Origin of the sequence: Streptomyces hundungensis (assembly GCF_003627815.1) — a bacterium.
Lineage (GTDB): Bacteria > Actinomycetota > Actinomycetes > Streptomycetales > Streptomycetaceae > Streptomyces > Streptomyces hundungensis_A.
In genome coordinates, this window is sequence record NZ_CP032698.1 from 4,641,655 (window position 1) to 4,665,710 (window position 24,056).

At 70.0% G+C, this 24,056-nt stretch carries 21 protein-coding genes, 1 tRNA gene and 1 pseudogene; 10 read left to right on the forward strand and 13 right to left on the reverse strand.

The annotated features are described in order from the left end of the window. Nucleotides 1–16: 16 nt before the first annotated feature. On the reverse strand, nt 17–265 hold the full coding sequence (gene tatA, locus DWB77_RS20710) for a Sec-independent protein translocase subunit TatA (protein ID WP_120722666.1): 249 nt from the start codon (nt 263–265) through the stop codon (nt 17–19). Between the two features lie 212 nt (nt 266–477). Between tatA and DWB77_RS20715 the strand changes: the two genes are divergently transcribed. The 3 genes from DWB77_RS20715 (at nt 478) to DWB77_RS20725 (ending at nt 4,255) form a co-directional block, all read left to right on the forward strand. Continuing rightward, a complete protein-coding gene (locus DWB77_RS20715) occupies nt 478–1,992 on the forward strand; it encodes an LCP family protein (RefSeq protein ID WP_120722667.1) in 1,515 nt (504 codons plus the stop codon). A 120-nt stretch (nt 1,993–2,112) separates the two neighbouring features. Then, nucleotides 2,113–3,636, forward strand: coding sequence for an alkaline phosphatase (locus tag DWB77_RS20720; RefSeq protein ID WP_216826858.1), 1,524 nt, complete (start codon nt 2,113–2,115; stop codon nt 3,634–3,636). A gap of 100 nt (nt 3,637–3,736) precedes the next feature. After that, nucleotides 3,737–4,255 (forward strand): hypothetical protein, encoded by a 519-nt coding sequence (locus tag DWB77_RS20725; RefSeq protein ID WP_120722669.1) that lies wholly within the window; start codon nt 3,737–3,739, stop codon nt 4,253–4,255. A gap of 15 nt (nt 4,256–4,270) precedes the next feature. On the opposite strand, the gene DWB77_RS20730 is transcribed toward DWB77_RS20725, so the two are convergent. The 3 genes from DWB77_RS20730 to DWB77_RS20740 form a co-directional block, all read right to left on the reverse strand. After that, nucleotides 4,271–5,362, reverse strand: coding sequence for a type III polyketide synthase (locus DWB77_RS20730; protein WP_120722670.1), 1,092 nt, complete (start codon nt 5,360–5,362; stop codon nt 4,271–4,273). Nucleotides 5,363–5,390: 28 nt separating this feature from the next. After that, nucleotides 5,391–6,596, reverse strand: a complete 1,206-nt coding sequence (locus DWB77_RS20735; protein ID WP_246033588.1) for a cytochrome P450 — start codon at nt 6,594–6,596, stop codon at nt 5,391–5,393. A 1,076-nt stretch (nt 6,597–7,672) separates the two neighbouring features. Beyond that, complete coding sequence (locus DWB77_RS20740) at nt 7,673–8,344, reverse strand: response regulator transcription factor (RefSeq protein ID WP_120722671.1); 672 nt, start codon at nt 8,342–8,344, stop codon at nt 7,673–7,675. Between the two features lie 284 nt (nt 8,345–8,628). Here DWB77_RS20740 and DWB77_RS20745 point away from each other — a divergent pair, with 284 nt between their 5' ends. Beyond that, the gene (locus DWB77_RS20745; protein WP_120722672.1) at nt 8,629–9,180 is read left to right on the forward strand and encodes a GNAT family N-acetyltransferase; all 552 of its coding nucleotides are present in this window, start codon (nt 8,629–8,631) and stop codon (nt 9,178–9,180) included. Between the two features lie 71 nt (nt 9,181–9,251). Here DWB77_RS20745 and DWB77_RS20750 read toward each other — a convergent pair whose 3' ends face one another. From DWB77_RS20750 to DWB77_RS37915, 3 genes are all read right to left on the reverse strand, one after another. Beyond that, nucleotides 9,252–10,901 (reverse strand): serine/threonine-protein kinase, encoded by a 1,650-nt coding sequence (locus DWB77_RS20750; RefSeq protein WP_120722673.1) that lies wholly within the window; start codon nt 10,899–10,901, stop codon nt 9,252–9,254. Between the two features lie 199 nt (nt 10,902–11,100). Then, on the reverse strand, nt 11,101–11,997 hold the full coding sequence (locus tag DWB77_RS20755; RefSeq protein WP_120722674.1) for a phosphorothioated DNA-binding restriction endonuclease: 897 nt from the start codon (nt 11,995–11,997) through the stop codon (nt 11,101–11,103). 96 nt (nt 11,998–12,093) lie between these two features. After that, nucleotides 12,094–12,414: a hypothetical protein gene (locus DWB77_RS37915; protein WP_162952580.1), complete on the reverse strand. Its 321-nt coding sequence runs from the start codon at nt 12,412–12,414 to the stop codon at nt 12,094–12,096. 827 nt (nt 12,415–13,241) lie between these two features. Between DWB77_RS37915 and DWB77_RS20760 the strand changes: the two are divergent. Next, nucleotides 13,242–13,734: pseudogene (locus DWB77_RS20760) on the forward strand (site-specific integrase); the annotation flags it as partial. 77 nt (nt 13,735–13,811) lie between these two features. Here the strand turns inward: DWB77_RS20760 and DWB77_RS20765 are convergent. The 3 genes from DWB77_RS20765 to DWB77_RS20775 form a co-directional block, all read right to left on the reverse strand. Further along, nucleotides 13,812–13,885: transfer RNA gene (locus tag DWB77_RS20765), tRNA-Pro, on the reverse strand. A gap of 34 nt (nt 13,886–13,919) precedes the next feature. Further along, complete coding sequence (locus tag DWB77_RS20770) at nt 13,920–14,681, reverse strand: Pr6Pr family membrane protein (RefSeq protein ID WP_120722675.1); 762 nt, start codon at nt 14,679–14,681, stop codon at nt 13,920–13,922. A gap of 111 nt (nt 14,682–14,792) precedes the next feature. Beyond that, nucleotides 14,793–15,722, reverse strand: coding sequence for a metallophosphoesterase (locus tag DWB77_RS20775; RefSeq protein ID WP_120722676.1), 930 nt, complete (start codon nt 15,720–15,722; stop codon nt 14,793–14,795). A gap of 265 nt (nt 15,723–15,987) precedes the next feature. Between DWB77_RS20775 and DWB77_RS20780 the strand changes: the two genes are divergently transcribed. Continuing rightward, nucleotides 15,988–16,452, forward strand: coding sequence for a GatB/YqeY domain-containing protein (locus DWB77_RS20780; RefSeq protein ID WP_120722677.1), 465 nt, complete (start codon nt 15,988–15,990; stop codon nt 16,450–16,452). Nucleotides 16,453–16,697: 245 nt separating this feature from the next. Here DWB77_RS20780 and DWB77_RS20785 read toward each other — a convergent pair whose 3' ends face one another. After that, nucleotides 16,698–18,968, reverse strand: a complete 2,271-nt coding sequence (locus DWB77_RS20785) for a transglycosylase domain-containing protein (protein ID WP_120722678.1) — start codon at nt 18,966–18,968, stop codon at nt 16,698–16,700. Nucleotides 18,969–19,404: 436 nt separating this feature from the next. On the opposite strand from DWB77_RS20785, the gene DWB77_RS20795 reads away from it, so the two are divergent. Then, nucleotides 19,405–19,773 carry a WhiB family transcriptional regulator gene (locus DWB77_RS20795; RefSeq protein ID WP_174248591.1) on the forward strand — a complete coding sequence of 123 codons (369 nt, stop codon included), beginning with the start codon at nt 19,405–19,407 and terminating at the stop codon, nt 19,771–19,773. A 13-nt stretch (nt 19,774–19,786) separates the two neighbouring features. On the opposite strand, the gene DWB77_RS20800 is transcribed toward DWB77_RS20795, so the two are convergent. Next, nucleotides 19,787–21,325 (reverse strand): ArsA family ATPase, encoded by a 1,539-nt coding sequence (locus tag DWB77_RS20800; protein WP_120722680.1) that lies wholly within the window; start codon nt 21,323–21,325, stop codon nt 19,787–19,789. Then, on the reverse strand, nt 21,322–22,284 hold the full coding sequence (locus DWB77_RS20805) for an ArsA-related P-loop ATPase (protein ID WP_120722681.1): 963 nt from the start codon (nt 22,282–22,284) through the stop codon (nt 21,322–21,324). The genes DWB77_RS20800 and DWB77_RS20805 overlap by 4 nt, the downstream gene beginning before the upstream one ends. A 96-nt stretch (nt 22,285–22,380) precedes the next feature. Here DWB77_RS20805 and DWB77_RS20810 point away from each other — a divergent pair, with 96 nt between their 5' ends. The 3 genes from DWB77_RS20810 to DWB77_RS20820 all read left to right on the forward strand — a co-directional run bounded on the left by DWB77_RS20810 (nt 22,381) and on the right by DWB77_RS20820 (nt 24,039). After that, nucleotides 22,381–22,542, forward strand: a complete 162-nt coding sequence (locus DWB77_RS20810; protein ID WP_003975360.1) for a DUF4177 domain-containing protein — start codon at nt 22,381–22,383, stop codon at nt 22,540–22,542. Continuing rightward, nucleotides 22,539–23,006 (forward strand): RidA family protein, encoded by a 468-nt coding sequence (locus DWB77_RS20815; protein ID WP_120722682.1) that lies wholly within the window; start codon nt 22,539–22,541, stop codon nt 23,004–23,006. The genes DWB77_RS20810 and DWB77_RS20815 overlap by 4 nt, the downstream gene beginning before the upstream one ends. A 148-nt stretch (nt 23,007–23,154) precedes the next feature. Further along, nucleotides 23,155–24,039, forward strand: coding sequence for an NUDIX hydrolase (locus tag DWB77_RS20820; RefSeq protein ID WP_120722683.1), 885 nt, complete (start codon nt 23,155–23,157; stop codon nt 24,037–24,039). Nucleotides 24,040–24,056 lie beyond the last annotated feature (17 nt).

Below are 24,056 nucleotides of genomic sequence, written 5' to 3' on the forward strand. Positions count from 1 at the left end.
GAGCCTACGACGTGGGCTACGCAGTGGTGCGCGGGGGAGCGTCCGCGGGGGCGACCGGGGCCGGGGCGACCTGCGGGGCGGGGGCCGCGGCGGGCACGGGCCCTTCGGATTCCTCGCGCATCGCCTTGGTCTCGCTCTTGAGGATGCGCAGGGACTTGCCCAGCGCCCGTGCGGTGTCGGGCAGCTTCTTCGAGCCGAACAGCAGGATCAGTACTACGCCCACGATCAGCAGGTGCCAGGGCTCAAGGCCGTTGCGCAGGAACATCCCGCCGTCCTCTCTCGTTCGCGTCCTACAGCCGTTGTCGACAGCCGGTGTGGACAGCTGTTGTCGTCAGCCGTTGTCGTCAGCCGCGCTCATCGCACGGCTGGGGCTGATGACTCTCCATGAGACTTGCTACATTGCGCAACTGTACAACCAGAGGGTGCGACTCACCGTCTCCTCTACAGAAGAGGCGCGAATGAGGGATGAGGGGTCCGATGGCCGGCAGCCACAAAGCGGGAGCGGCAAGCAGGGGTGAGAGCGGTGGTTCGGCCATGCCACGGGGGCGGGACAAGCGCAGCCGGGCCCGTATCGCCGGCATCACGGGCCTGTCGGTCGTCGTCCTCGCGGTGGCCGGCGGCGGCTGGATCTACCTCAAGCTGAACGGCGACATCAAGACCTTCGACGACGGCGGCGTCTCCGCCGACCGCCCGGCCGCCTCGACCGAGGGCTCCAACGTCCTGGTCATCGGCTCCGACACGCGCTCCGGCGACAACGCCCAGTACGGCCACGGCAAGGGCGACATCGGCCGCTCGGACACCGCGTTCCTGCTGCATGTGTACGGGGACCAGAAGCACGCCGTCGCCGTCTCCATACCCCGCGACTCGCTGGTCGACATACCCCCGTGCAAGCTCCCCGACGGCAACTGGACCAAGGAGAAGCACCGGGTGATGTTCAACTCGGCCTTCGAGGTGGGCGAGACGGTGCAGGGCAACCCCGCCTGCACCCAGAACACCGTCGAGAAGCTCACCGGGCTGCGCGTCGACCACACCGTGATCGTGGACTTCGCGGGCTTCGCGAAGATGACCGAGGCCGTCGGCGGCGTCGGGGTGTGCGTGCCCAACAACGTCTACCAGGGCGACCTCAACCCCAAGCTGGGTCACAAGGGCTCCCTGGTCTTCGCCAAGGGCGAGCAGAACGTCTCCGGCCAGAAGGCGCTCGACTACGTACGGATCCGCCACGGCATCGGCGACGGCTCCGACATAGGACGCATCCAGCGCCAGCAGGCCTTCGTGGGCAGCCTGATCAAGAAGGTGAAGGGCAACGGGCTCGACCCGACCAGCCTGCTGCCGCTCGCCAGCGCCGCCACCAAGTCGATGACCGTCGACTCGGGCCTCGGCTCCGCCAACAAGCTCATCTCGTTCGCGATGTCGATGAAGAACATAGACCTCCACAACACCAAGTTCGTGACCCTGCCCTGGCGTTACGAGGGTGAGCGCGTCGCCGTCGTCAAGCCGGAGGCCGACGCGCTGTTCGCGGCGCTGCGCGCGGACCGCACCATCGACGGCAAGGACGCCGCGGGCAAGTCCGCCGCGAGCGCGTCGCCGACCCCGACCGCCGCGGCCGCGCCGCCCGCGTCCGGCAAGGGGGTCAGCGTCGCCGTCTACAACGGGACCACCACCAAGGGCCTGGCGAGCAAGGTCGCCACGTCCCTGAGGTCCGCGGGCTTCACGGTGACCGGTGCCACGACCGCCGCCACCCAGGACTACACCCAGACCGTCATCGAGTACGGCGCGAGCTCCGAGGCCAAGGCCAAGACGCTCGCCACCCACTTCCCCGGCGCGGTGCTGCGCCAGGCCAAGGCGCCGGGCCTGAACGTCATCGTCGGCACCGAGTACAAGGCGGACGGCGCGGACGCGGCGCCCAGCGCGGCCGCCTCGGTCCCGCCGGCCGTCGCCGAGAAGGCCCGCTCGGCCGACGACAGCATCTGCTCCAACCTCTCCTACGGGTGAGACCGGCCTCCTCCACGGCTGAGTCCGACCTGAGTCCGACTCCGTGAAAGCCGGAGGCGTTCGCCTCGCCGTCGCCCGGTCCTCCCGAACCGTTCACATGGGACTCATAGCTTCACCGCCATGAGACAGAAGGCAATGAAGGTGCTCGCGGTCGTCGCGGCGGCCTCCGCGGTCGCCGCCGGCTCGGCCGTCACCGCCAACTCCGCGCCCGCGCACGGCGATCACGGCGGCAACGACCGCGAGATACGCAACGTCATCTACCTGCTGGGCGACGGCATGGGCCGCACCCACGTCACCGCGGGCCGCGAGCGCTTCTACGGCGCCCAGGGCAAGCTCAACATGGAGCGCCTGCCCTACACCGGCGCGGTCGCCACCTACGCCGTCGAGAAGGGCACCGACCAGCCCTCCCTGGTGACGGACTCGGCGAGCTCCGCGACCGCTTGGTCCTCGGGCGTCAAGACGTACAACGCCGCGATCGGCGTGGACAGTTACGAGAAGCGGCGCGTCACGCTGATGGAGCAGGCCAAGGCGGCCGGCTTCGCCACCGGCAACGTCTCGACCGCCGAGATCACCGACGCCACGCCCGCCGCCCAGTTCAGCCACGCGCTGTTGCGCGGCTGCCAGGGCCCGACGTACTCGGACGCGGCCTGTCTGCCCAAGAACGCCGACGGCAGCTACGAGAAGGCGCCCGCCGACAAGACGCTGATCACCCCGATCGCCGAGCAGATCGCCCGCAACGGCACCGCCGACGTGGTCCTCGGCGGCGGTCTGGCCCGCTTCGAGCCGGACGACCAGAAGGCGCTCCAGAAGCAGGGCTACCAGGTGCTCGGCTCCTTCGGCGACCCGAAGCTGCCCGCGCAGAACGCCGATTCGCAGAAGGTCGCCACCAAGGCCGACCTCGACAAGGCGCGCGGACGCAAGGTCGTCGGCCTCTTCAACCGGGGCAACCTGACCGTCGAGCAGGCCAAGGCCGGTCTCCCCGCGAACGCCCCCCAGAAGCAGGAGCCGACGCTCGCCGAGATGGCGAAGAAGTCGATCGACCTCCTTGACGGCCGTTCCAGGAAGGGCTTCTTCCTCCAGATCGAGGGCGCCCAGATCGACAAGCGCAGCCACGCCAACGACGCCGCGCAGACGCTCGGCGAGGTCAAGGCGTTCGACGACGCGGTCAAGGCGGCCACCGACTTCGCGAAGCGGGACGGCCACACCCTGGTCATCGTCACCGCGGACCACGAGTGCGCGGGCTTCAACATCGTCGAGAAGGGCACCTACACCAACGCGGAAGCGGTGGCGCCCCCGGCCAACACCGACGCGGGCAACCCCGCCAACAACTCCGGTACCTCGCGGCCGAGTTCGGGTGCCAAGGACCCGGCCCGCTCGACCGGCATCGCCAACGGCACGGGCGCGGGCGACGTCAAGAACTTCGCCCCGGCGACCTTCCGCACCCCCGACGACCCCAAGAACGTCAAGGACGGCAGCCCCGAGGCGAGCCTGTGGCTGACCTACCTCTCGGGCAACCACACCGGCGCTGACGTGCCGATCTTCGCCTACGGCCCCGGCGCCGACCGCTTCGCGGCCAGCCAGATCAACACCGACCTGTACAAGAAGATGTACGGCTCGCTGTTCGGCCGCTCCCCGCGCGGCTGACCTTCCCCGCATTCGGCGGCCGGCCCGGGGGCACTACTACCCGGACCGGCCGCAGCGGACCGCCACCAACTACCCAATCCGGCAATGGAGTTGATACGCCATGAGACGTACCGCCGTCCCGGCAGTCCCGGCCGTCCTGGCCGCCCTCGGCCTCGCCCTGGTGACCGGCTGTGGCGGCGGGTCCGGCGAACGGGCCGACGACACCCCGGACCCGGTCCCCTCGGTGAGCTTCGCCGCACCCCGGCACGCCGCCGAGCCCGCCGCGTACCAGAAGCTCTCCCGCGGTGAAGTGCGCCTGGAACAGGGTCCGTTCACGGACCGGGTGAAGGTCACCGGTCAGGCGCTGGGCGCTGGGCCCGCCGTGACCGGGCACCTCGCCGTCACCTCGGACGTCAGCGAGCTGATCGCCCTGGAGCTGCGCGCCGCCTACTACGACGCGAACGGCAAGCTGCTCGGCACCGGCTCGTTCCAGTACGCCGAGGAGGGCCACGAGGAACACCCCGGCGGCCATGCCCCGGCCGCCGAAGGAGCCGGGATCGACTTCGCGGTGCGGCCCTCGGCCCTGACCGGCACGCCGACCAGCGCGGTGCTGTCCATCCCCGTGCTGGTCAACGAGTAGCGTCCCGGCGGCAGTTCACGCCTGGGCGGTCAGGGCGCTCAGCTCACGGTCGATGCCCGGGCCCGCGTTCCAGCGGCCCACCCCCATCTCCGCGGTGATGCCGGGCCCGAACCCGGCGATCAGACCCCGGGCGCCGTCCTCCATACCGCCCTCGTCGAAGAGCCGGGCGAGCGCGTCGAAGACGACCGAGCTCGCGATGTTGCCGCGTTCGGTGAGCGTGGCGCGGCTGAAGCGGAACATCTCCGGGCCCAGTTCCAGGAAGTGGCACAGGTCGTCCAGGATGCGCGGGCCGCCCGCGTGCACGATGTAGAAGTCGAGCCCGCCGACCTCCCAACTGTGCTGCGCCACCAGGGTTTTGAGGGCCGGGGCCAGCATTTCCATGGTGCCGGGCACCCGCTTGTCGAGCTGGAAGTGGAAGCCCGTCTCGCGCACCGCGTAGGAGATCCAGTTCTCGGTGTCCGGCACCAGGTGCGAGCCGTTGCGCTCGATCCGCATGCCGGTGCCGCCCTCACCGCGTACCACCGCGGCCGAGACGGCGTCCCCGAACAGGCCGTTGGAGAGCAGCGAACCCACCCCGATGTCGGTGGGCTGGTACAGCAGCGAGCAGAACTCGCACGACACGATCAGCACGTTGGAGCCCGGGTAGGCCGTGATGAAGTCGTGCGCGCGGTTGATCGCCGCGCCGCCCGCCGCGCAGCCGAGCTGGGCGATGGGGAGCTGACGGGTGTCGGAGCGGAACCCCATCGTGTTGATCAGCCAGGCGGTCAGCGAGGGCATCATGAAGCCCGTGCACGACACGTAGACGATCAGGTCGATGTCGCCGGGCTCGACGTCGGCGTGGGCGAGCGCCTCACGCACCACGTCGGGCACCCGCCGTTTGGCCTCGGCCTCGTACACCTGGTTGCGCAGCTCGAACCCGGGGTGGTCCAGGGTGACGTCGAGCGGCTGGACCAGATGGCGGGTCAGGACGCCGGTGTTCTCGATGAGGCGCAGTACCAGATCGCGCTGCGGGTGCCCGGCGTGCATCTCGCGAGCGAGCGCCAGGGTCTGCTCCTGCGTGATGACGTGTTCGGGTACGGCTACCGCCGGGCGGCACAGGGTGGCCATCGGACTTCCCTTCTGAGGTGGGTGTCGGTCACCAGGCGACCGGAAGGCTGAGCGGGTGGCGCCAGATGGAGTGGGTGTTCCACGGCACGTCGGAGGGTTCGCCCGCCGCCCGGATCCCCGGGAAACGGGTGAGCAGGGAGGTGAACGCCACCTCCAGTTCCATCTGGGCGAGCGGGGCGCCGAGGCAGTGGTGAGCGCCCCAGCCGAACGTCATGTGCGGCACCGATCCCCGCTCCGGATCGATCTCGTGGGGCCGGTCGAACTTGCGGTCGTCCCGGTTGGCGGTGAGGTAGGAGACGTGGACGATGTCCCCGGCCCGGATGAGCACTCCGCTCAGCTCGACGTCCTCGGTGGCGACGCGGGGGATGCCGACGCCCTTGCGGAACGGGATGAAGCGGAGCAGCTCGTCGAGGACGGCGGGGAAGCGGTCGGGGCGCGCACGCAGGCCATCGAGGATGTCAGGCCTGGTCAACAGCGTGTACGCGATGTTCCCGAGCTCGTAGGTGGTGGTGTCCTGGCCGGTGATGAGCAGCACCATCGCCATCACGGCGAGCTCCTGGTCGTCCAGGAGCTCGTCGCCGTCGCGGGCGGTGGCGAGGGTGGAGATGAGGTCGTCGCCCGGGGAGCGGCGACGGGCGGCGGTGAGGTCGGTGAAGTAGGCGCGCAGTTCGGCCTTGGCCCGCACGGCGGCCTCCCGGCCCGCGGCGCCGATGTTCATCATGGTCAGCGCGTGGGCGCGCAGCCAGTCCCGTTCGCCGTCCGGGATGGCCAGGACCTCGCAGATCGTCACGAGCGGCAGCGGGGCGGCGATGTGCTCGACGAAGTCGGCGGGGGAGCCGTGCGCGGCCATCGTGTCGAGCAGCTCGTCCACGACCCGCTGGGTGCGCTCGCGCATACGGGCCACGTGCTTGGGGGCGAAGCTCTTGGCGACCAGACTGCGCAGCCGGCTGCTGGCGGGCGGGTCCATGAGGTTGATCGACTCGGCCTGCACGATGGGCTCGGGCGTCATCCGCGGAAAGTCCCGGCCGATGACGGCGCTGCGGCTGAACCGCCGGTCGGTGGTCACCGTCCGCACGTCCTCGTACCGGGTGACGAGCCACGCCTCGCCCTCCCCGTACGCCATCCGGATCCGCGCGACCGGCTCCTCGGCCAGCATGCGCCGGAGCTGCGGGTCGAATTCGAGCGCGTCGGCGTAGTCGAAGGGGCAGCTCCACACGGTGTCTGTGGTCTCCACGAGGCGTACTCCGGTATGTCAGTAACAGGCTGAGCAGCGGACTAGCCCTGTATCCCCGAGGGGGGGCGTGGGCATGTGCGGGGGGCGGTGAATTAACCGATTAGAGGGAGAGTGGGTGTGGGGGGCGCGGGGATGGTCCGTGCGGGCGGCCTCGGGGTGCCTGGCGCCGCCGGGCCCCGGGGGTGGGGGGGCTTGGCTTTGCGGCTCGGCCGGGTGGTTTGGGCCTGGGGGCGGTCCCGGTTGCTTGGCCCAGCGGGTCGGGGCTGGTGGTTTGGCCGTGGGGGCCGGGGCTGGTGGTTCGGGCCGGGGGGCCGGGCCGGGTGGTTGGCCCAGCGGGCCTGGGTTGGTGGTTTGGCCCTGGGGGCCGGGCTGGTTGCTTTGCCGTGCGGGCTGGGGTTGGCGGTTTGGCTCTGGGGGCCGAGTTGGGTGGTTTGGCCCTGCGGGCCGTGCCTGCGTCTTGCGCAGTTCCCCGCGCCCCCAAAACCCCCGGTCATGTGCGGGTCGGGGTCGCTTCTCGCGCAGTTCCTCGCGCCCCTGAAAACCCGCGTTCGTCTGCGGACCGTGCCCGCTTCTCGCGCAGTTCCCCGCGCCCCTGGAAACCCGTGTTCGTCTGCGGACCGTGCCCGCTTCTCGCGCAGTTCCCCGCGCCCCTGGAAACCCGCGTTCGTCTGCGGACCGTGCCCGCTTCTCGCGCAGTTCCCCGCGCCCCTGGAAACCCGTGTTCGTCTGCGAGTCGCGGGTGGCTGGTCGCGCAGTTCCCCGCGCCCCGAGCTACTCGGTGCTGGGCCGCGTCGGCCACCTCAGCCTGTCATGGGGGTCCCCCCTGGCCCTTAAGGCCTTGGGGGAGATTGAGGACGAGCGCCGTTCAGGCGCGATACGGGGTCTGGGGCGGAGCCCCAGGAAGGCCCGGAACCATCCAACCCTGCGCCTACGGGCGGGCGGGTGGGCCAACCCCCGAGAACTACACGGACCGGCTCATCAACTGGACGTCCCCTTGGGCAAGTTGGCGAGCCCGAACCACCCAACACCCAAACACCGCACCGCCACCGCGACCACGTCGGCGACGGCGACCGCGATCACCCAACGTGCCCGCCCTCCAGCTCACGAGCCCGCAACCCCGCCTGGAAGCGCGAGGTGGCCCCCAGCATCTCCATCAGCTCGGCAACCCGTCTGCGGTACGTCCGCAAGGACATGCCGAGGTGTCGCGAGGCCGCCTCGTCGGTGTGCCCGGCACCAAGCGTGCGCAGGATGCGACGCGCGTCCGCCCCCAGCACGGGAGCCCGCCGCAGCAGATGGGCGTCGAGGTCAGGCGAGGCCTCCCACGCGGCCTGGACCAGGGACCTGAGCCCCGCGACGACGTCCGGCGTACGGATCACCGTGTAGGTGCGCGGCCCGGCGCCCGGCGCCCCCGCGAGGATCGCGACCCGGCGGTCCAGGACGATCGTCTCCTGGCCGAGCGGAGCCGAGCAGATGCGGATGTGGGCCCCACCGGCGGCCATCCTGGTGAGTCGCCGCTCGGCCCGGGCGTCGGGGAGCGCCTCGGGGGTGTAGAGCTTGCGCAGGGCGAGTCCGCCGGGTTCCGTGGCGGGGCGCAGCCCGGCGGCGAAGGCGGTGCGGACCCCCGCCGACCAGGTCAGCGGGTCGGCCGCAGCGACCAGGAACTCGTGCCGCACCCCCGCGAACAGATGCCCCGCCCGGTCGATGAGGGCGCGTTCCCCGTGCAGGGTCACCATCGGTTCGTCATTCATGATCCGGCCAGTGTGAGCGGCCCGTCCGCCCCGGTCAACGTGCCCCGGATCGAGCCGACCGGGGAAGCCGGGACGCGGCGGTGATCGACGCGCTCGCCGCCATCCGCCACTGCGACACCGCCCGACGAAAGCCTCGGGCGCGCCCGGCGAAAGCCTCCGGCACGTCCGCAAAGGCGTCGCGCCCACCCCCGCATACCCTCTCCCCTCCCGCATTTCCTCCCCCCTCTTCCCCTCTCCTCCTCTCCCCTGTTCCGAGAACCGCCGTGACCTGCCACGCTGTTGCGATGACAGAGGTGTTCTTGCGGCGGCTGTCCCGATGGCAGGCCGAGCAGCAACGGGAATCCGTCGCGGACCTGTACGTAGCGGCGTACGAAGAGGTGCCGGGCGCGCAGTCGCCGGGCCGGAGCGGCTTCCTGCGCCGCTTCGAGGAGGATGTGCAACGCCCCGGCTTCGACATGATCATCGCGGGCGACCCGTTCCTGGTGGGCTGCGCCTACGGATATCCGCCCGGACGCGAGGGCGAGTGGTGGCACGGCTTCCGCGGCGCCGAGACCGACGGGACCGAGGAACTGGCCGCCTCCGACCGGGTGTTCGCGCTGGCCGAGCTCATGGTGCTTCCCGATCGTCGTCGCATGGGCATCGCGACCCGCCTTCAGGAGCGACTCCTGGAACGCCAGGAAGCCGACCTCCTCACCACCCTGATCGCCGCCACCAACACCCCCGCGGCGGCGGCGTACACCTCCTGGGGCTGGACCAGATCGCACCGCCCCCCGACCGCCCCGGCCCCCGTAGAGGGCGAGCGCATGGAGGCCTGGACCCGACGCCCGGCGGGTTGAGAAGGGAGCCGGCGGGAGGGCGTCCCCCGCGCCAGAGCCCTCCCGCGCGAGGCCGCCCCGGGAGTCCCTCCTCACCGGACTCCCTCCCTCACCCCCCGCGCACGCCGGGCGAAAACCGCCGGGACGACGTAGATCATCGCGAGCGAGCCCAGGGCGAGGAAGAAGGAGAACACGCCGTTCAGGGAGTCCACCAGGTTCTGGTAACCGGTCACCACGCCGTGGTGACGCGCGGCCACACCCATCGCGTCGTACGTGCTGATCCCCCACCAGCCCTGCACCTCGAAGAAGGCGAGGACCAGCCAGAACACCTGGTTCAGCCGACACCACTGCCCGACCGGCATCCGCCCCCGAACCGCCGTGAGCCAACCGCACAGCGCGAGCAGCCCCGGTACGACGACGACCCGCAGCCAGCCCATGAAGCTGGGCTCCGCGAACACCACCAGATACGAACCGATCCCCAGCGGAAGCAGCCAGAGCAACCCGAACAACGGCTGCCCGATGAGCCCGCCGTACACCCAGGAATGGTCACGGGCGTCGGCCATGGGGGAGCCGGAGGCGGGGGAGGAGGAGTACGAGTACGGGTGTGAGTACGGGGACGAGGGCGTGGGCCCCGGCCCGGACCTGGACTCCGACCCGGCCCCGGCCCCGGACGAGTAGGGCGGCGGGGTGCGGGGCGGAGGCGGGGGAGCGGAGGGCCGTCCCGTCCCGGGCCCCTGCGTCGCGGCACCGAAGAACCCGTCCGTGGCCCCGAACGGTGCCCCGGGCCGACCGAACGGCGCCCCGGACCCACCGCGGGGCGACTCCGCCCCAGGATCAGGCTCGGTCTCCACCCCCGCCCGCCCGCGGCCGCCCCCCGCCTCCAGGTCGTCCCGCGCCTCCAGATTCAGCAACTGCTCCGACGTACGGGCGATCGCGGACGCCACCGCCGCGGGCAGCCACGTGTCGGAGGTGGTGTCCAACGCCCGCGCCTGGACGTGTAGTTGAGCGGCAGAAGGACGCCGCTCAGGATCCTGGTCAAGGCAGTGGGAGATAAGGAGAGCCAACTGCTCGGACACGCCCGGGAGTTCGGCGGGACGCGTGCCGCGCCGCGGAGTGATGCCGGTCGCGGCGAAGACCAGCGTCAGGCCGTAGCTGTAGATGTCACTCGCAGCCGTGACGCGCTCCCCGTACGCCTGCTCCGGTGACATGTAGGCGGGCGTACCGATGCGCGCGCCCGACATGGTCAGACCGGTGTCCAGAGCCGCGTGCACGATGCCGAAGTCGATGAGCCGAGGGCCCGAAGTGGAGAGCAGCACGTTGGAGGGCTTGAGGTCCCGGTGGACGAGGCTCTTGCCGTGGACGTGTTCCAGGGTCTGAGCCAGGTCGGCCGCGAACCGCCACAGCGCCTGTTCGGGCAGCGGCCCGAACTCGTCCACCGCGTCCTGCAAGGAGGGCCCCGGCAGGTAGTCCGAGGCGTACCAGGGCTGCCGCTCGTCGACCCCGGCGTCCACGACCGGCACGGTGCCGGCGCCGGAGACCCGCCGTACCACGTCCACCTCGCGCCGGAACCGGTCCCGGAAACCCGGCAGGGCCGCCATGTCGGAGTGGATGAGCTTGAGCGCCACCGCCCTGCCGCCGGGGGTGCGCGCCAGATAGACCCGCCCCATGCCCCCTTCGCCGAGCCGCCCCAGAACCCGGTACCCACCGACGGTACGCGGATCCCGCTCGTCCAGCGCTTCCATCAACTGCCCCCCGGTACACCTTGGTTACCCCGTCCCGCATTCTGGCACGCCCCTCACCCACCCCAGGGCCCGAACAGACCGCCCCCGCCTGCCGGCTCGCGGGGCGGGCCGGGGACGGGCCGGGCGCGAGGCCGGCGACCGTACCGCCCACAGCCGGACGCATCCGGGAGCAGCCCGAGTCACCCCCGTGACAGGCGAGTCACCCGGCGTCGGCAGCCCGTGAACTACCGCGAAAAACCTGGCAGGTGTGCCAGGAACGGTGGGCCGCCGCGATGGGGTGGATACCGGGCTGAGGCCCGAGGAGCGGACGCCCCGCGAGCGCGGTTACCTGCGCGCGAGCGGCCTGACTGCGGCCGACGAAGCGCTGGGAGACCAGGATGCGGTGGCCGTCCCCTACACCCAGTACGCCCTTGTCGAAGAGCTTGTGGTGCAGCGAACACAGGCACAGGCCGTTGTCGACGTCGTCGGGCCCGTCGAAGGCCCACCAGCGCACGTGCGCGGCCTCCAGCCCGACGGACGAGGTGTCGATCATGCCGTCGTAACCGCAGAAGGCACACCGGTACTCATAGGCGACCAGCACCAACTCCCGCATGCGCCGGTCCCGTTGGCGCCGCCCGGACACGGCCGGCCCTCCGGCCTCCACGGCTTCCAACTCCAGACCGACGGCGTCGCACAGGTCCTGGTGCAGTGAGGAGGGAAAGTTCAGATCGAGCAGCACCCGCGCCATGCGGCCCAACAGCGAAGGCTCCCGCCGGAGCGCGGCCCGGAGTTCCGGCGCCAGCCGCCCGGCGGCCCGCCCGGCCCGCAGCTCCCGCACCCCGGTGCCGGGGCTGCCGACCCCGCGCTCGGTCCGCACTTCCCACACCCCGTCGCTGACCAGATGATGGAAGGGATAGGCGGGCGTGGTCGCCCGAGGCGGCCCGTACTCCACGAGCAGCCGCCGCAGATCCCCCTCCACCACGCTGTACACCAACTCGGCCCCGGCATCGGCCTGATACCGCCCCAGCGCGTACAACATCAACAACGGCTTGTGCGGCGCCCGCGCCCCACCCCGACTCCACTGCCTCAACGTCGCAACCCGCCCGAGCCAGTCCATGCCGCGGATCGTAGTAAACCCCGCCCGCCTACCTGTCTGGCCCCCCGGCCCTGGTACTGCCCGAGGGGCGGGCCTCACGCCGTCCGTCAGCTTGCCTCAATCGTCGTACCCGTCGTACCCGTCGTAGTAGTCGTCTTCCTCGTCGAAGTCGCAACCGTTCCTCGCGGCCTTGGCTCCGTCTAGGAGGCCGTGGGCGTAAGCCGCCGCGTTCGCCATACGCGCGGAGTTGTTTGTGGCGACGAGGGTGACGACGACTGTGCCCACAACGGTGACAGCAAACCCGCCGGCTGCTACCGCAATCTGCTTCCAGGAGGGTCCAGACCTGACCGGACCGGCTTTGGCTTCAGTAACCTCGCAAGCTACTGAACTGGAAGGCTCGGGCGCCTTCTCTTCACCGTTCTCGGAGACCTTGCTCATCAGGCTGCACCTTCCAACTGCCCGGGCAGCCAAGCCAAACGGCTGCTTCCCGCTCGCTCACTGCCGCATTCTGTGTCATTCGGCCCGTGGGACACCACCTGGTTCGGTCAAGTCGATCCAGTACCCCACCAGACACCAGGGCAGAATTTGCCCTTATACGGGGAGGGTTGACATTCCCAGGACTCCAGCGACCTCCCGGCCTCCGCCGTAGCCTGTCCAACCACACTCCAGCTTCCGGCTCATCGCAGAAGGCCCGGGACAGTCCGACTTCGCTGCAAGACCGCTTGCTCCCGAAGTGACTTGGGTGGGGGTGGTGGCTTGGGCAGCGTTATCTATCACCCGCGCTGATGGTGCGCTGACGTTCGTGTTGGTTCGCCGTTGTTCGTCGGCGTTGTCACGCAGTTAGACACTCACCGCAGGACCGTCACCGAGCTGTCGGTGACTCCGAGATCTGGCACGCATACTCCTCGACGATCTGCGGCACAACGCTTTGGGCGTCCTCGGCTTGCAGAGTTGCAACGTCCGCCATCGATCCAGGCAGAGCCCGAGCAGACACGGCCTATTGCGCCCAGGTCGTTCGTAGTAAACGAGCAACCGCCACAGGATGGGAGCCCACCAGGCTCGCTACGTTCGGCCGGCACTCGGCACCGGCGCCCCCTCCATCCCGGAGTCGGCCGATCCCCCGCCGGAGGCATGCCCTTGGCCCTGGCGCACCGTGCGGTGTCGCCTCATGGCCCCGGGCCCATTCCGCATGCGGGAGGGCGTCGGCGCAACGCGCGCGCGGAGCAGGCCGGAGGCAGGAGCATCGCGCGGAGCGGAGCCGGGAGCTTGAGTACGGGTTCAATGGCAGGGACCCATCGACGGTGAAGACGATCAAGATCCTCTGCGACACCCATGTCATTCCGGCTCTGGGCGCCCGTAAGCTCCGGGATCTCAGCGTCGACGACGTGGACAAGTGGCTCGCGGGCAAGTGGAAGGTGCTCAGCCCCCGCTCGCTGGAAGCTGTCCGTTCCTGTCTGAACCGTGCGATCAAGCAGGCCATGGCGCGGGACAAGGTGAAGCGGAATGTCGTAGAGCTGTACTCCGTCCCTGCCGAGCGCCCTGGTCGGCCGTCCAAGTCCCTCACACTCGAGCAGGCCGACTCGGTTCTCGTGGCTGCCGAGGATTCACCCGTCGCTCGAAGAGATCTCGCGACTGGTCGGTCACTCCAGTACGGCTGTCACTGAAGAGGTCTACCGGAAGCCGATCCGCCCGGTGATCCAGACCGGGGCCACTGCGATGGACAGCATCTTCGGCACGCCCCCGCCTCCGAAGCGGTAGTCACGCAGATAGACACGCACAACGAATCAGGGCCACCGACTCACGTGAGTCGGTGGCCCTGATCTGCTACTTAGCTGTCGGGGTGGCGGGATTTGAACCCACGACCTCTTCGTCCCGAACGAAGCGCGCTGCCAAGCTGCGCTACACCCCGATTGTCTCCGCTTGTCGCGGCGACGTCGTTTACTTTAGCCCACTGGCGGCCGGAGACGAAATCCGGTTTTCGGGGGCTTCGGGTGCGGGCGGATGTGGTCCAGGCCGGTGATCGTCAGGGCCAGGGCGTAGAAGGCGAGGCCCAGGACGAGCGCGTTGGTGAGGACGCCCGGGTAGCCGTGCTGGTCGACGTCGAGGAAGGGGTAGGGGTAGCGGCCCACCGTGCCGGGGGCGAGCAGGGCGCCTCGGATCAGGGCGAACGTGAAGTAGGCCAGGGGATACGCCAGCCACTGGGCGGCGTGGCGCGGGCGCAGGCCGCCCGGGCGGGTCAGGAGGAGCCAGTCCAGTACCGCGCCGAGCGGGGTGACGGTGTGCAGGAGCTGGTTCGACGCGGAGCGCCAGTCCGTCATGACCGCCGTCGGGTCGTCCGTCATCGAGAAGCCGCTGGAGCTGTTGGCCAGGATCAGGTGGTAGACCAGGCCGGTGATCGAGATGTAGAGGAGTACGCCGCCCGTGACGCGGGCGGGCAGCGGGGGCTCGCCCCTCCAGGCGCGTATCGCCGACCATCCGAAGGCGACGGCGACCAGCACGTTGGACTGGATCGTGAAATAGCTCAGGACGCGCGGGGGGCTGCCCGTGACCAGGTCGATCACGATGCCCGTCACCGCTGCCAGGCAGATCAGCGCGCGGAAGACGGCCGCGTACGGGCGGCGGGGGGTCGGTAGGACTACGGAGGCGGGCACGTCGGGCATGTCGGCCACGCCGGGCGCTCGGGGGGATATGTGGTCGTACCGCATACATTCACCGTAGGGGGTGGGTGCCGGCGCTACGAATCACCCCGCTCTCATTCCCTCCGCACGCTCTTGCCCCCTACCTCCACGACCTATCCCCCTCGCTACCCCGTCCCCTTACGGCCGGCGCTCCACCAGCGTCAGGAGCGTCGCCTCCGGGGGGCAGGCGAAGCGGACGGGGGTGTAGCGGTTGGTGCCGCAGCCCGCCGAGACGTGCAGGTAGGCGCGGTTGCCCTCGGTGGAGTGGGTGGACAGGCCCTTCACCCGGTCGGTGTCCAGGTCGCAGTTGGTGACCAGGGCGCCGTAGAAGGGGATGCACAGCTGGCCGCCGTGGGTGTGGCCGGCCAGGATCAGCGGGTAGCCGTCCGCGGTGAAGGCTTCCAGCGTGCGCAGGTACGGGGCGTGGACCACCGCGATCGACAGGTCGGCGTCCTTCTCGGGGCCGCCGGCGACCCGCTCGTACCGGTCGCGCTTGATGTGCGGGTCGTCCAGACCGGTGAAGGCCAGCTCCATCCCGTCCAGCTTGAGGCGGCCCCGCGTGTTGCTCAGGTTCACCCATCCCGCCGTGTCGAACGCGTCCCTCAGGTCTTCCCACGGGTTGTGGACGACGCCCTGGGCCGGCGCGTTGCCGTTGAGGCCGTGCCGGCCCTGCGCCTTCTCGAATAGGTACCGCGCGGGGTTGCGGAGCTTCGGGCCGTAGTAGTCGTTCGAGCCGAAGACGTACACACCGGGGAACTCCATCAGGGGGCCCAGCGCGTCGAGCGTCTCGGGCACGCCCTCCGGGTCGGACAGGTTGTCACCGGTGTTCACGACGAAGTCCGGGCGCAGGCCCGCCAGCGATTGCAGCCACGCACGCTTCTTGCGCTGGCCGCTCACCATGTGGATGTCCGAGACCTGGAGCACGCGCAACGGGCGAACCCCGGGCGGCAGCACGGGCACCGTCACCCGGCGCAGCCGGAACGATCTGGCCTCGAACCCGGCCGCATAGGCGAGGCCGGCCGCCCCGACTGCCGTGATGCCCAGGGGAATTCCGTATCGCGCGCGCATACGCCCATGGTCGCAGACCCGGCCGCGACACCTGACGACACCTGACTACGCCCGATGCCGCCTGACGACACCTGATGCCGCCGCCCGACGACACCCGGCTCCGCCCGACGACACCCGGCTCCGCTTGACGCCCCGCCTGGCAGGGCGCGACGACGGGGCACGGCCGGGCATGGCGGGGAATGGCGGGGTGGGACGGGGTCCGGCAGGGGAGGAGGCGGTGGAAATCGGCGGGCGGGTACGCGCCCGCACCTGACACACTGGGGACATGACCACGCTCAAGGCCCGACTCAAGGACGACCTCACCACCGCCATGAAGGCGCGCGACGAGCTGCGCTCGTCCACGCTCCGGCTGACCCTCACCGCCGTCGCCAAGGAAGAGGTCGCCGGTACGGCCGCGCGTGAGCTCTCCGACGACGAGGTGCTCAAGGTGATCGCCAAGGAGGCCAAGAAGCGCCGCGAGGCGGCGGAGGCCTTCGACAAGGGTGGACGGGCCGAATCCGCCGCGCGCGAGCTGGCCGAGGGCGAGATCCTCGACGCGTACCTGCCCAAGCAGCTCACCGACGACGAGCTCGCGGCGATCGTCGCCTCCGCCGTCGAGGAGGCCAGGGCCGCCGGCGCCGAGGGGCCGCGCGCGATGGGCGCCGTGATGAAGATCGTGAACCCGAAGGTGGCGGGTCTCGCCGACGGCGGGCGTGTCGCCGCCGCGGTGAAGAAGCTGCTGGCGGGCTGAGCCCCCCCGCACCCGGCAACACCCAGTCAACGCGCTGCACCACCGGGCACCGCGCCCCACCACCCGCACCACCCGCGCCGCGCCGCACCACCCGCATCCCCCGCGCCGCGCCGCACGCGTACGAAGAGGGCGCCCCAGGATGTGAATCCCGGGGCGCCCTCTGCGTGGGGAAGGACCAGCCTCCCCGACAGCCGTACATGAAGCCGTACGGCCCGGCCCCTACTGCTGAGCCGCCAGCACGCTCCCTACTGCGGCCACCCACCCCCATCCCCGCCGATGACGCCCGGCGGGAAGGAGATGCCCGGGAACGGGGATCCGCCGGACGGGCCGCCCCGGTTCGGGGGCTTGTTGTCGCCGCCCGGCTTCGGCTTGTGCTTGCCCTTGTTCTTGCTCTTGTCGTTGTTGGTGCCCGCCGTGCCGGCCACCGGGTCGGCCGCCTTCTGGCCGCCGTCGCCGATGTCGACGCGGACGAAGGGCGCCGAATCCTGGCCCTGGAGCGCGCCGGTCATCGCGTCGCGCCAGATGGGACCCGGGACCTGACCGCCGTACACCTGCTCCTGGAACTGACCGCCGATGGTGATGTTGTTCATCTCGACGCGCTGGGAGGGGCTGCCGACCCAGACCGCCGCCGACAGGTTCGAGGTGTAGCCGACGAACCAGGCGTTCTTACGGGCGTCGGTCGTACCGGTCTTGCCCGCGTTGTCGCGGTCCTTGAGCCCGGCCTCCGTACCGGTACCGGAGTCGATCACGCCCCGCAGCAGCGTGTTGATGCTGTCCGCGGTGGTCCCCGACATCGCCTGCGAGCAGGAGGACTTGGGCACCGGGACCGCGGAGCCGTCCGGCTTCTTGATGGACTCGATGGCGATCGGGCTGCAATACGTGCCCCGGTTGGCGAAGGCCGCGTACGCCGATGCCATCGTCAGGGGCGAGATGCCGGTGGAGCCGAGGGTCAGCGCGGAGGGCAGCATGGGCAGCTTGTCGCCGTTGCCCTGCCGGACGTTGAGCTTGTCCGTCATCTGCGACACGGGGCACATCCCGATGTCGCCGAGCATCTGCACGAAGTACGTGTTGACGGACTTGGCCATCGCGTCCTTGAGCGCGTACGGCCCGCTCTCGTTCTCGTTCTCGTTCTCCAGGTGTGCCGGGTTCTTCGTGTCGTTCACCCACGGCTTGCCGCTGCACGTCTGCACGGAGGCGGGATAGTCCATCTCGTACGGCGAGGGGTACTGCTGGGTCGGCGGCTTGCCGCCCTCGATCGCGGCCGCGGCCAGGAACGGCTTGAACGTCGAACCCACCGGGAAGCCGAAGTTGGAGCCACCCATCTGGCGGTTGACCGAGAAGTTGATCTGCGTCTCGTTGTCCCCGAAGCCGTACGGCTTGGACTGACCCATCGCCAGGATCTTCCCGCTGCCCGGCTGGACCAGGGTGACCGCCGTCGCCACCGAGTCCTTCTGGTAGACGTGCTCCTTGATCGAGGCCTGGGTGGCCTTCTGGCTCTGCGGGTCGAGCGTCGTCTGGACGGTGAGGCCGCCCTGGTTCCAGAGCTTGGCCCGCTCTTCCTTCGTCTTGCCGAAGACCGGGTCGGAGAGGAAGACCTCGCGCACGTAGTCGCAGAAGAAGCCCGCGCCGTCGACGGCCGTGATGCAGCCGTTCTTCGGCTTGCTCACGCTCAGCTTGATCGGGACTTCCTTGGCCTTGTCGGCCTCCGCCTGCGAGATGTCCTTCATGTCGGCCATCCGCTGGAGCACCGTGTTGCGGCGCTTCTTGGCTTCCTGCGCGTCGTTGACGGGGTCGTACCGGCTGGGCGACTGCACGATGCCGGCGAGCATCGCCGACTCGTCCAGGGTGAGGTCCTTGGCCGACTTGGAGAAGTAGCGCTTGGCTGCGGCCTCGATGCCGTACGCCTGCTGCCCGAAGAACGTGATGTTGAGGTAGTTCTCCAGGATCTTCTTCTTGCCGAGCTCCTCCTCGACCTGGATCGCGTACTTCAGCTCCTTGACCTTGCGGCCGATCGTCTGCTGGGTGGCCTCGGCGACCTTGTCGGGGTCGTCACCGGCCTCCTCGACGAAGACGTTCTTCACGTACTGCTGGGTGAGCGTGGACGCGCCCTGGGCGACACCGCCGCTGGTCGCGTTCTTGTTCATCGCGCGCAGGACGCCCTTGAGGTCGATCGCGCCGTGCTCGTAGAAACGCCCGTCCTCGATCGCGACGATCGCCTTCTGCATGTACGGGGAGATGTCGGCGAGCGGCACCACGGTGCGGTCGCGCGAGTACACCTGGGCGATCGTGCCGCCCTTGTTGTCCAGGATCGTGGTGCGCTGGCTCAGCGGCGGGGTCTTCAGATTGGCCGGGATCTCGTCGAACCCCTCGACCGTGCCCTTGGCCGCGAGCCCCAGCGCGCCGGCGGCGGGAAGGGCGATTCCCGCGAGCACGGCACCCGCCAAAACACTCACGCCGAGGAACTTGGCGGCCTGCTGGGTCCCGGTCAGGCCTCCGCCCGATCGCTTCTTTGCCATGGGGGCAGCCTACGTTCTCAATCGCCGGACACGGCTTAAGGCTCTGGCCTAAGCTGCTCTCAACTGTCACAGCAGTGCGGTTGCGCATCAAGTCCTGGGCCGTGCGTGGAAGTGTCCCGCCGTCCTCGAATCCGGTTCCACCGTCCCCGAATCCGGTGAGAATCAACCCGGTTGGTGTCCGATTGCGCCTCATGCGTCATCAGGTGTCCGTTGTGACTCAGCTGATTCGTCCTGTTATTTCGGATTGGTCGCGCATGTCCTCGGCTCACTCCGTTGGGTGATCTGCCGCGTACGCATAGTCCGTTCGGGCCATTCAAGATTGGGCCCGACGGGGGTGTTGCGCTGTGCCCACCTTCCGTAACGTCCTCAACTGGCAGCGGTGAATATGCCGCTGCCGCCGTGGGGGAGCCTCGATTCGGGAGAGGACGGCGCCGGCATGGGCTGGGTAACCGACTGGAGTGCGCAGGCAGCCTGCCGCACTACCGATCCGGACGAACTGTTTGTACAAGGCGCAGCGCAGAACAGGGCCAAGGCGGTGTGCACCGGTTGTCCGGTGCGGACCGAGTGCCTGGCCGACGCGCTCGACAATCGCGTCGAGTTCGGCGTGTGGGGCGGAATGACGGAACGGGAGCGACGCGCCCTTTTGCGCAGGCGCCCCACCGTCACCTCCTGGCACCGCCTTCTGGAGACCGCGCGCACCGAGTACGAGCGCAGCACGGGGATCCTTCCCGTGTGCGCGGAGGAGGAAGCGGCGTACGACTACCGGCATTCCTTCGGAGACGAGGCGTACGCGGCGGCGGGCTGACAGAGCCGGAGGGTCAGGCAGCTCCGGCCGGGGATCCACCGGCCGCGAGCCGGTCCCCGATGGTCCGCAGCCCTGCGAGGTCGTGCACATCGCCGGGTAGAGCGGCCACTTCGGCGACCTTCACCTCGGGGTGGAGCGCGGAGAAACGGTCGCGCGTCCGCTGTTCACGCGCGAGCACCTGCATCCGTTCGGCATGCAACCGCAGCAATCCCGCGGTCAGCCGCTCGACGGAATCGTGGTCTTCCTGATCGTCGTCTTCCTGATCGCCTTGGCCGGAATCCTGGCGGGAAGCTTGGCCGGAAACCCCCACGGCATTCCCGTTCGTGGCGTTGCCGTCCGCGGCATCGCCATCCGTCGCATTCCCGGCCGTAGCATTCCCGTCCGTGGCATTTCGGGTGGCCGAATCCTGTGTGGCCGAATCCCGAGCCGGGGAAGGGGCGTCCTGGTCCAGGGAATGGTCGACGCCATGGCCATGGGCAGCGTCGGGAGAGGAAACGCTGGCGCCACGTCCTCCAGCCTTCCCGGCCTCCTGATCCACAATGCGCCGGTCGTCAAGATTTTCCGCGGGTTCTTCTCCGGGCTCTGCCGCGAGAACCTCAAGGGGACCTTCCGCAAGGTTTTCCATGAGGTTCTCCGCCGCGGCGAGTGCCCGCTCGGCCGAGAGCCGGGAGGCCGCGCTGGCGTGTACGCGGTTCAGTACGAGCCCGGCCAGCGGCATGTCGTCGGCGGCGAGGCGCTCCACGAAGTACGCCGCCTCGCGCAGCGCGTCACGCTCCGGCGAGGCGACGACGAGGAACGCGGTGCCCGGCGCCTGGAGCAGCCGGTAGGTCGCGTCGGCCCTGGTCCGGAACCCCCCAAACATCGTGTCCATGGCCGCCACGAAGGTCTGTACGTCGTGCAGGAAAGGCCCGCCCAGCAGTTTGCCGAGCGTGCCCGTCATCATCGACATGCCGACGTTGAGGAACTTCATCCCGGCCCGGCCGCCCATTTTCGCGGGCGCCATGAGCAGCTTGATGAACTTGCCGTCGAGGAACGACCCGAGCCGCTTGGGCGCGTCCAGGAAGTCGAGCGCGGAACGCGACGGCGGGGTGTCGACCACGATCAGGTCCCACTCGTCCCTGGCCCGCAGCTGACCCAGCTTCTCCATCGCCATGTACTCCTGCGTGCCCGCGAAGCCGGCCGACAGGGACTGGTAGAACGGGTTCGTCAGGATCGCCTGCGCCCGGGCCGGGTCCGCGTGCGCCTCGACGATCTCGTCGAAGGTCCGCTTCATGTCGAGCATCATGGCGTGCAGTTCGCCGTCGCCCTCGACGTCCTTGACCCGGCGCGGGGTGTTGTCGAGGGAGTCGATGCCCATGGACTGGGCGAGCCTGCGGGCCGGGTCGATGGTGAGCACCACGACCTTACGGCCCCGCTCGGCGGCCCGAACTCCCAGTGCGGCGGCGGTAGTTGTCTTACCCACCCCGCCCGAGCCGCAGCACACGATGATGCGGGTGCCCGGATCGTCCAGCAGCGGATCGATCGCCAGCGCCTCGGCCGCGTCCAAAGTCACTCACCCACCCCGAGTTCGCGCAATTCCGTGGCCAGGCGGTACAGCCCGGCCAGGTCCATCCCCTCACCGACCAGAGGCAGTTCGTACGTCGGAAGCCCCAACGTGCCCAGCACCGCCCGCTGTTCGCGCTCCAGCTCCACCCGCTCGGCGTGTTCGGCGGCCTGCTCGAGGAGGGGTGTCACCAGCTTCGCCGAACCGGTCACCCCGGCGCGGGTCAGCGCCTTGGCGACCTCCCTGCGCCGGTCGCCGGTCACCCCGCGCACGGCCGCCCCGTCCAGGACGTGCGGCCGGACCATGTTCACGATGACCTTGCCCGTCGGCAGCTCGGCGCCCCGCAGCTCGGCGATGCCGTCGACGGTCTCCTGAACGGGCATCTCCTCCAGGAGCGTCACCAAGTGCACTGCGGTCTCAGGTGACTTGAGGACCCGCATGACGGCCTGCGCCTGGTTGTGTATCGGGCCGATCTTCGCGAGACCCGCCACCTCGTCGTTCACGTTGAGGAAGCGGGTGATGCGGCCGGTCGGCGGCGCGTCCATCACCACGTAGTCGTACGCGTACGCACCCTGTTTGGTCTTCCGGCGCACCGCCTCGCACGCCTTGCCGGTCAGCAGGACGTCGCGGACCCCCGGCGCGATGGTGGTCGCGAAGTCGATCGCCCCGAGCTTCTTCAGGGCCCGGCCCGCACCGCCCAGCTTGTAGAACATCTGGAGGTAGTCCAGGAGCGCCCGCTCGGCGTCGATGGCCAGCGCGTACACCTCCCCGCCGCCGGGCGCCACCGCGATCTTGCGCTCCTCGTACGGAAAGGCCTCCGTCTCGAAGAGCTGCGCGATGCCCTGTCTGCCCTCGACCTCGACGAGGAGCGTGCGCCTGCCCTCCGTCGCGAGGGCGAGCGCGAGTGCTGCGGCGACCGTGGTCTTGCCGGTACCGCCCTTGCCACTGACGACCTGGAGCCTGCTCACACCTTCGAGCCTAACCAGTCCGTCCGCGGCCTACGCATGTGGCCCGCGTAAGGCGCTCGCGAGAGGGGGCCGCGGGCAGCGGCTACAGTCGGGCCCATGACCAAGTGGGAATACGCGACCGTGCCCCTTCTCGTGCACGCGACCAAGCAGATTCTGGACACCTGGGGCGAGGACGGCTGGGAGCTGGTCCAGGTCGTCCCCGGGCCGAACAACCCCGAGCAGCTCGTGGCCTACCTGAAGCGGGAGAAGCAGGCATGAGCGCCGTCGAAGCCAAGCTGGCCGAACTCGGCCTGACGCTCCCGTCGGTCGTTCCACCGCTCGCCGCGTACCAGCCCGCCGTGCGGTCCGGGGTGTACGTGTACACCTCCGGCCAGCTCCCCATGGTGGAGGGCAAGCTGCCCGTCACCGGCAAGGTCGGCGGCGAGGTCACCCCGGAGGAGGCCAAGGAACTGGCCGCCACCTGCGCCCTCAACGCGCTCGCCGCGGTCAAGTCCGTCGTGGGCGACCTGGACCGCATCGCGCGCGTCGTTAAGGTCGTCGGCTTCGTGGCCTCCGCCCCCGACTTCACCGGCCAGCCCGGTGTCATCAACGGCGCCAGCGAACTCCTCGGCGCCGTCCTCGGCGACAAGGGCGTCCACGCCCGCAGCGCCGTCGGCGTCGCGGTGCTGCCCCTGGACGCGCCGGTCGAGGTCGAGATCCAGGTAGAACTCGTCGCGGACTAGGTTCCACACTCCTTTCGTCGAGGGCCGTTCCCTAGGGGGCGGCCCTTTGCGCGTTCGCAAGCTTCGTCGGTCTTCGAGGGGGTGGCGAGGGAGGGCCGACCCCCTGCACCCCCTCGAACATCCGCACGTCACCCCGTAGCATCCGCCCATGCCCAATGGTCAGTGGTATCCGCTGGAGTGGCCGGACCGCATCCGCGCCCTTGCCGCAGGCGAGCTCATCGCGGTCGAGCCGCGGCGGGCCGCGACCGTCATGCTGCTGCGCGACGGGGCGGCCGGCGCGGACACCGGCCCCTCCGTGCACATGCTGCGCAGACGCACCTCCATGGCCTTCGCCGGCGGCGCGTACGCGTACCCGGGCGGCGGCGTGGACCCCCGCGACGCCGAGGACGCCCGACTCGGCTGGGCGGGCCCCTCCCGCGACATCTGGGCCGAGCGCCTCGGCACGGACGCGGCCTCCGCCCAGGCCATCGTCTGCGCCGCCGTCCGCGAGACCTACGAGGAGGCAGGCGTCCTCCTCGCCGGCCCCGACGCCACCACCGTCGTCGGCGACACCACCGGCGACGACTGGGAGGCCGACCGCCAGGCCCTGGTGACCCGCGACCTCAGCTTCGCCGAATTCCTGGACCGCCGTGGTCTGGTGCTCCGCTCCGATCTGCTCGGCGCCTGGGCCCGCTGGATCACCCCCGAATTCGAGCCAATGCGGTACGACACCTGGTTCTTCGTCGCCGCGCTCCCCGAAGGACAGGTCACCCGGAACGCGTCGACCGAGGCCGACCGCACCGTCTGGATCCGCCCCGCCGAAGCCGCCGCCGGCTATGACAAGGGCGACCTCCTGATGATGCCGCCGACCATCTCCACCCTGCGCGACCTCCTTCCGTACGCCACCGCCGCCGAGGCCCTCGTGGCCGCGGCCGAACGCGATCTGACCCCCGTCCTCGCGCGAGCCCGCCTGAGCGACACCGGCGAACTCGTCCTGAGCTGGCCCGGCCACGACGAGTTCACCAAGCACATCCCGGCCGGCGGAACCCGATGAGGCGGGTCTCTGACCGG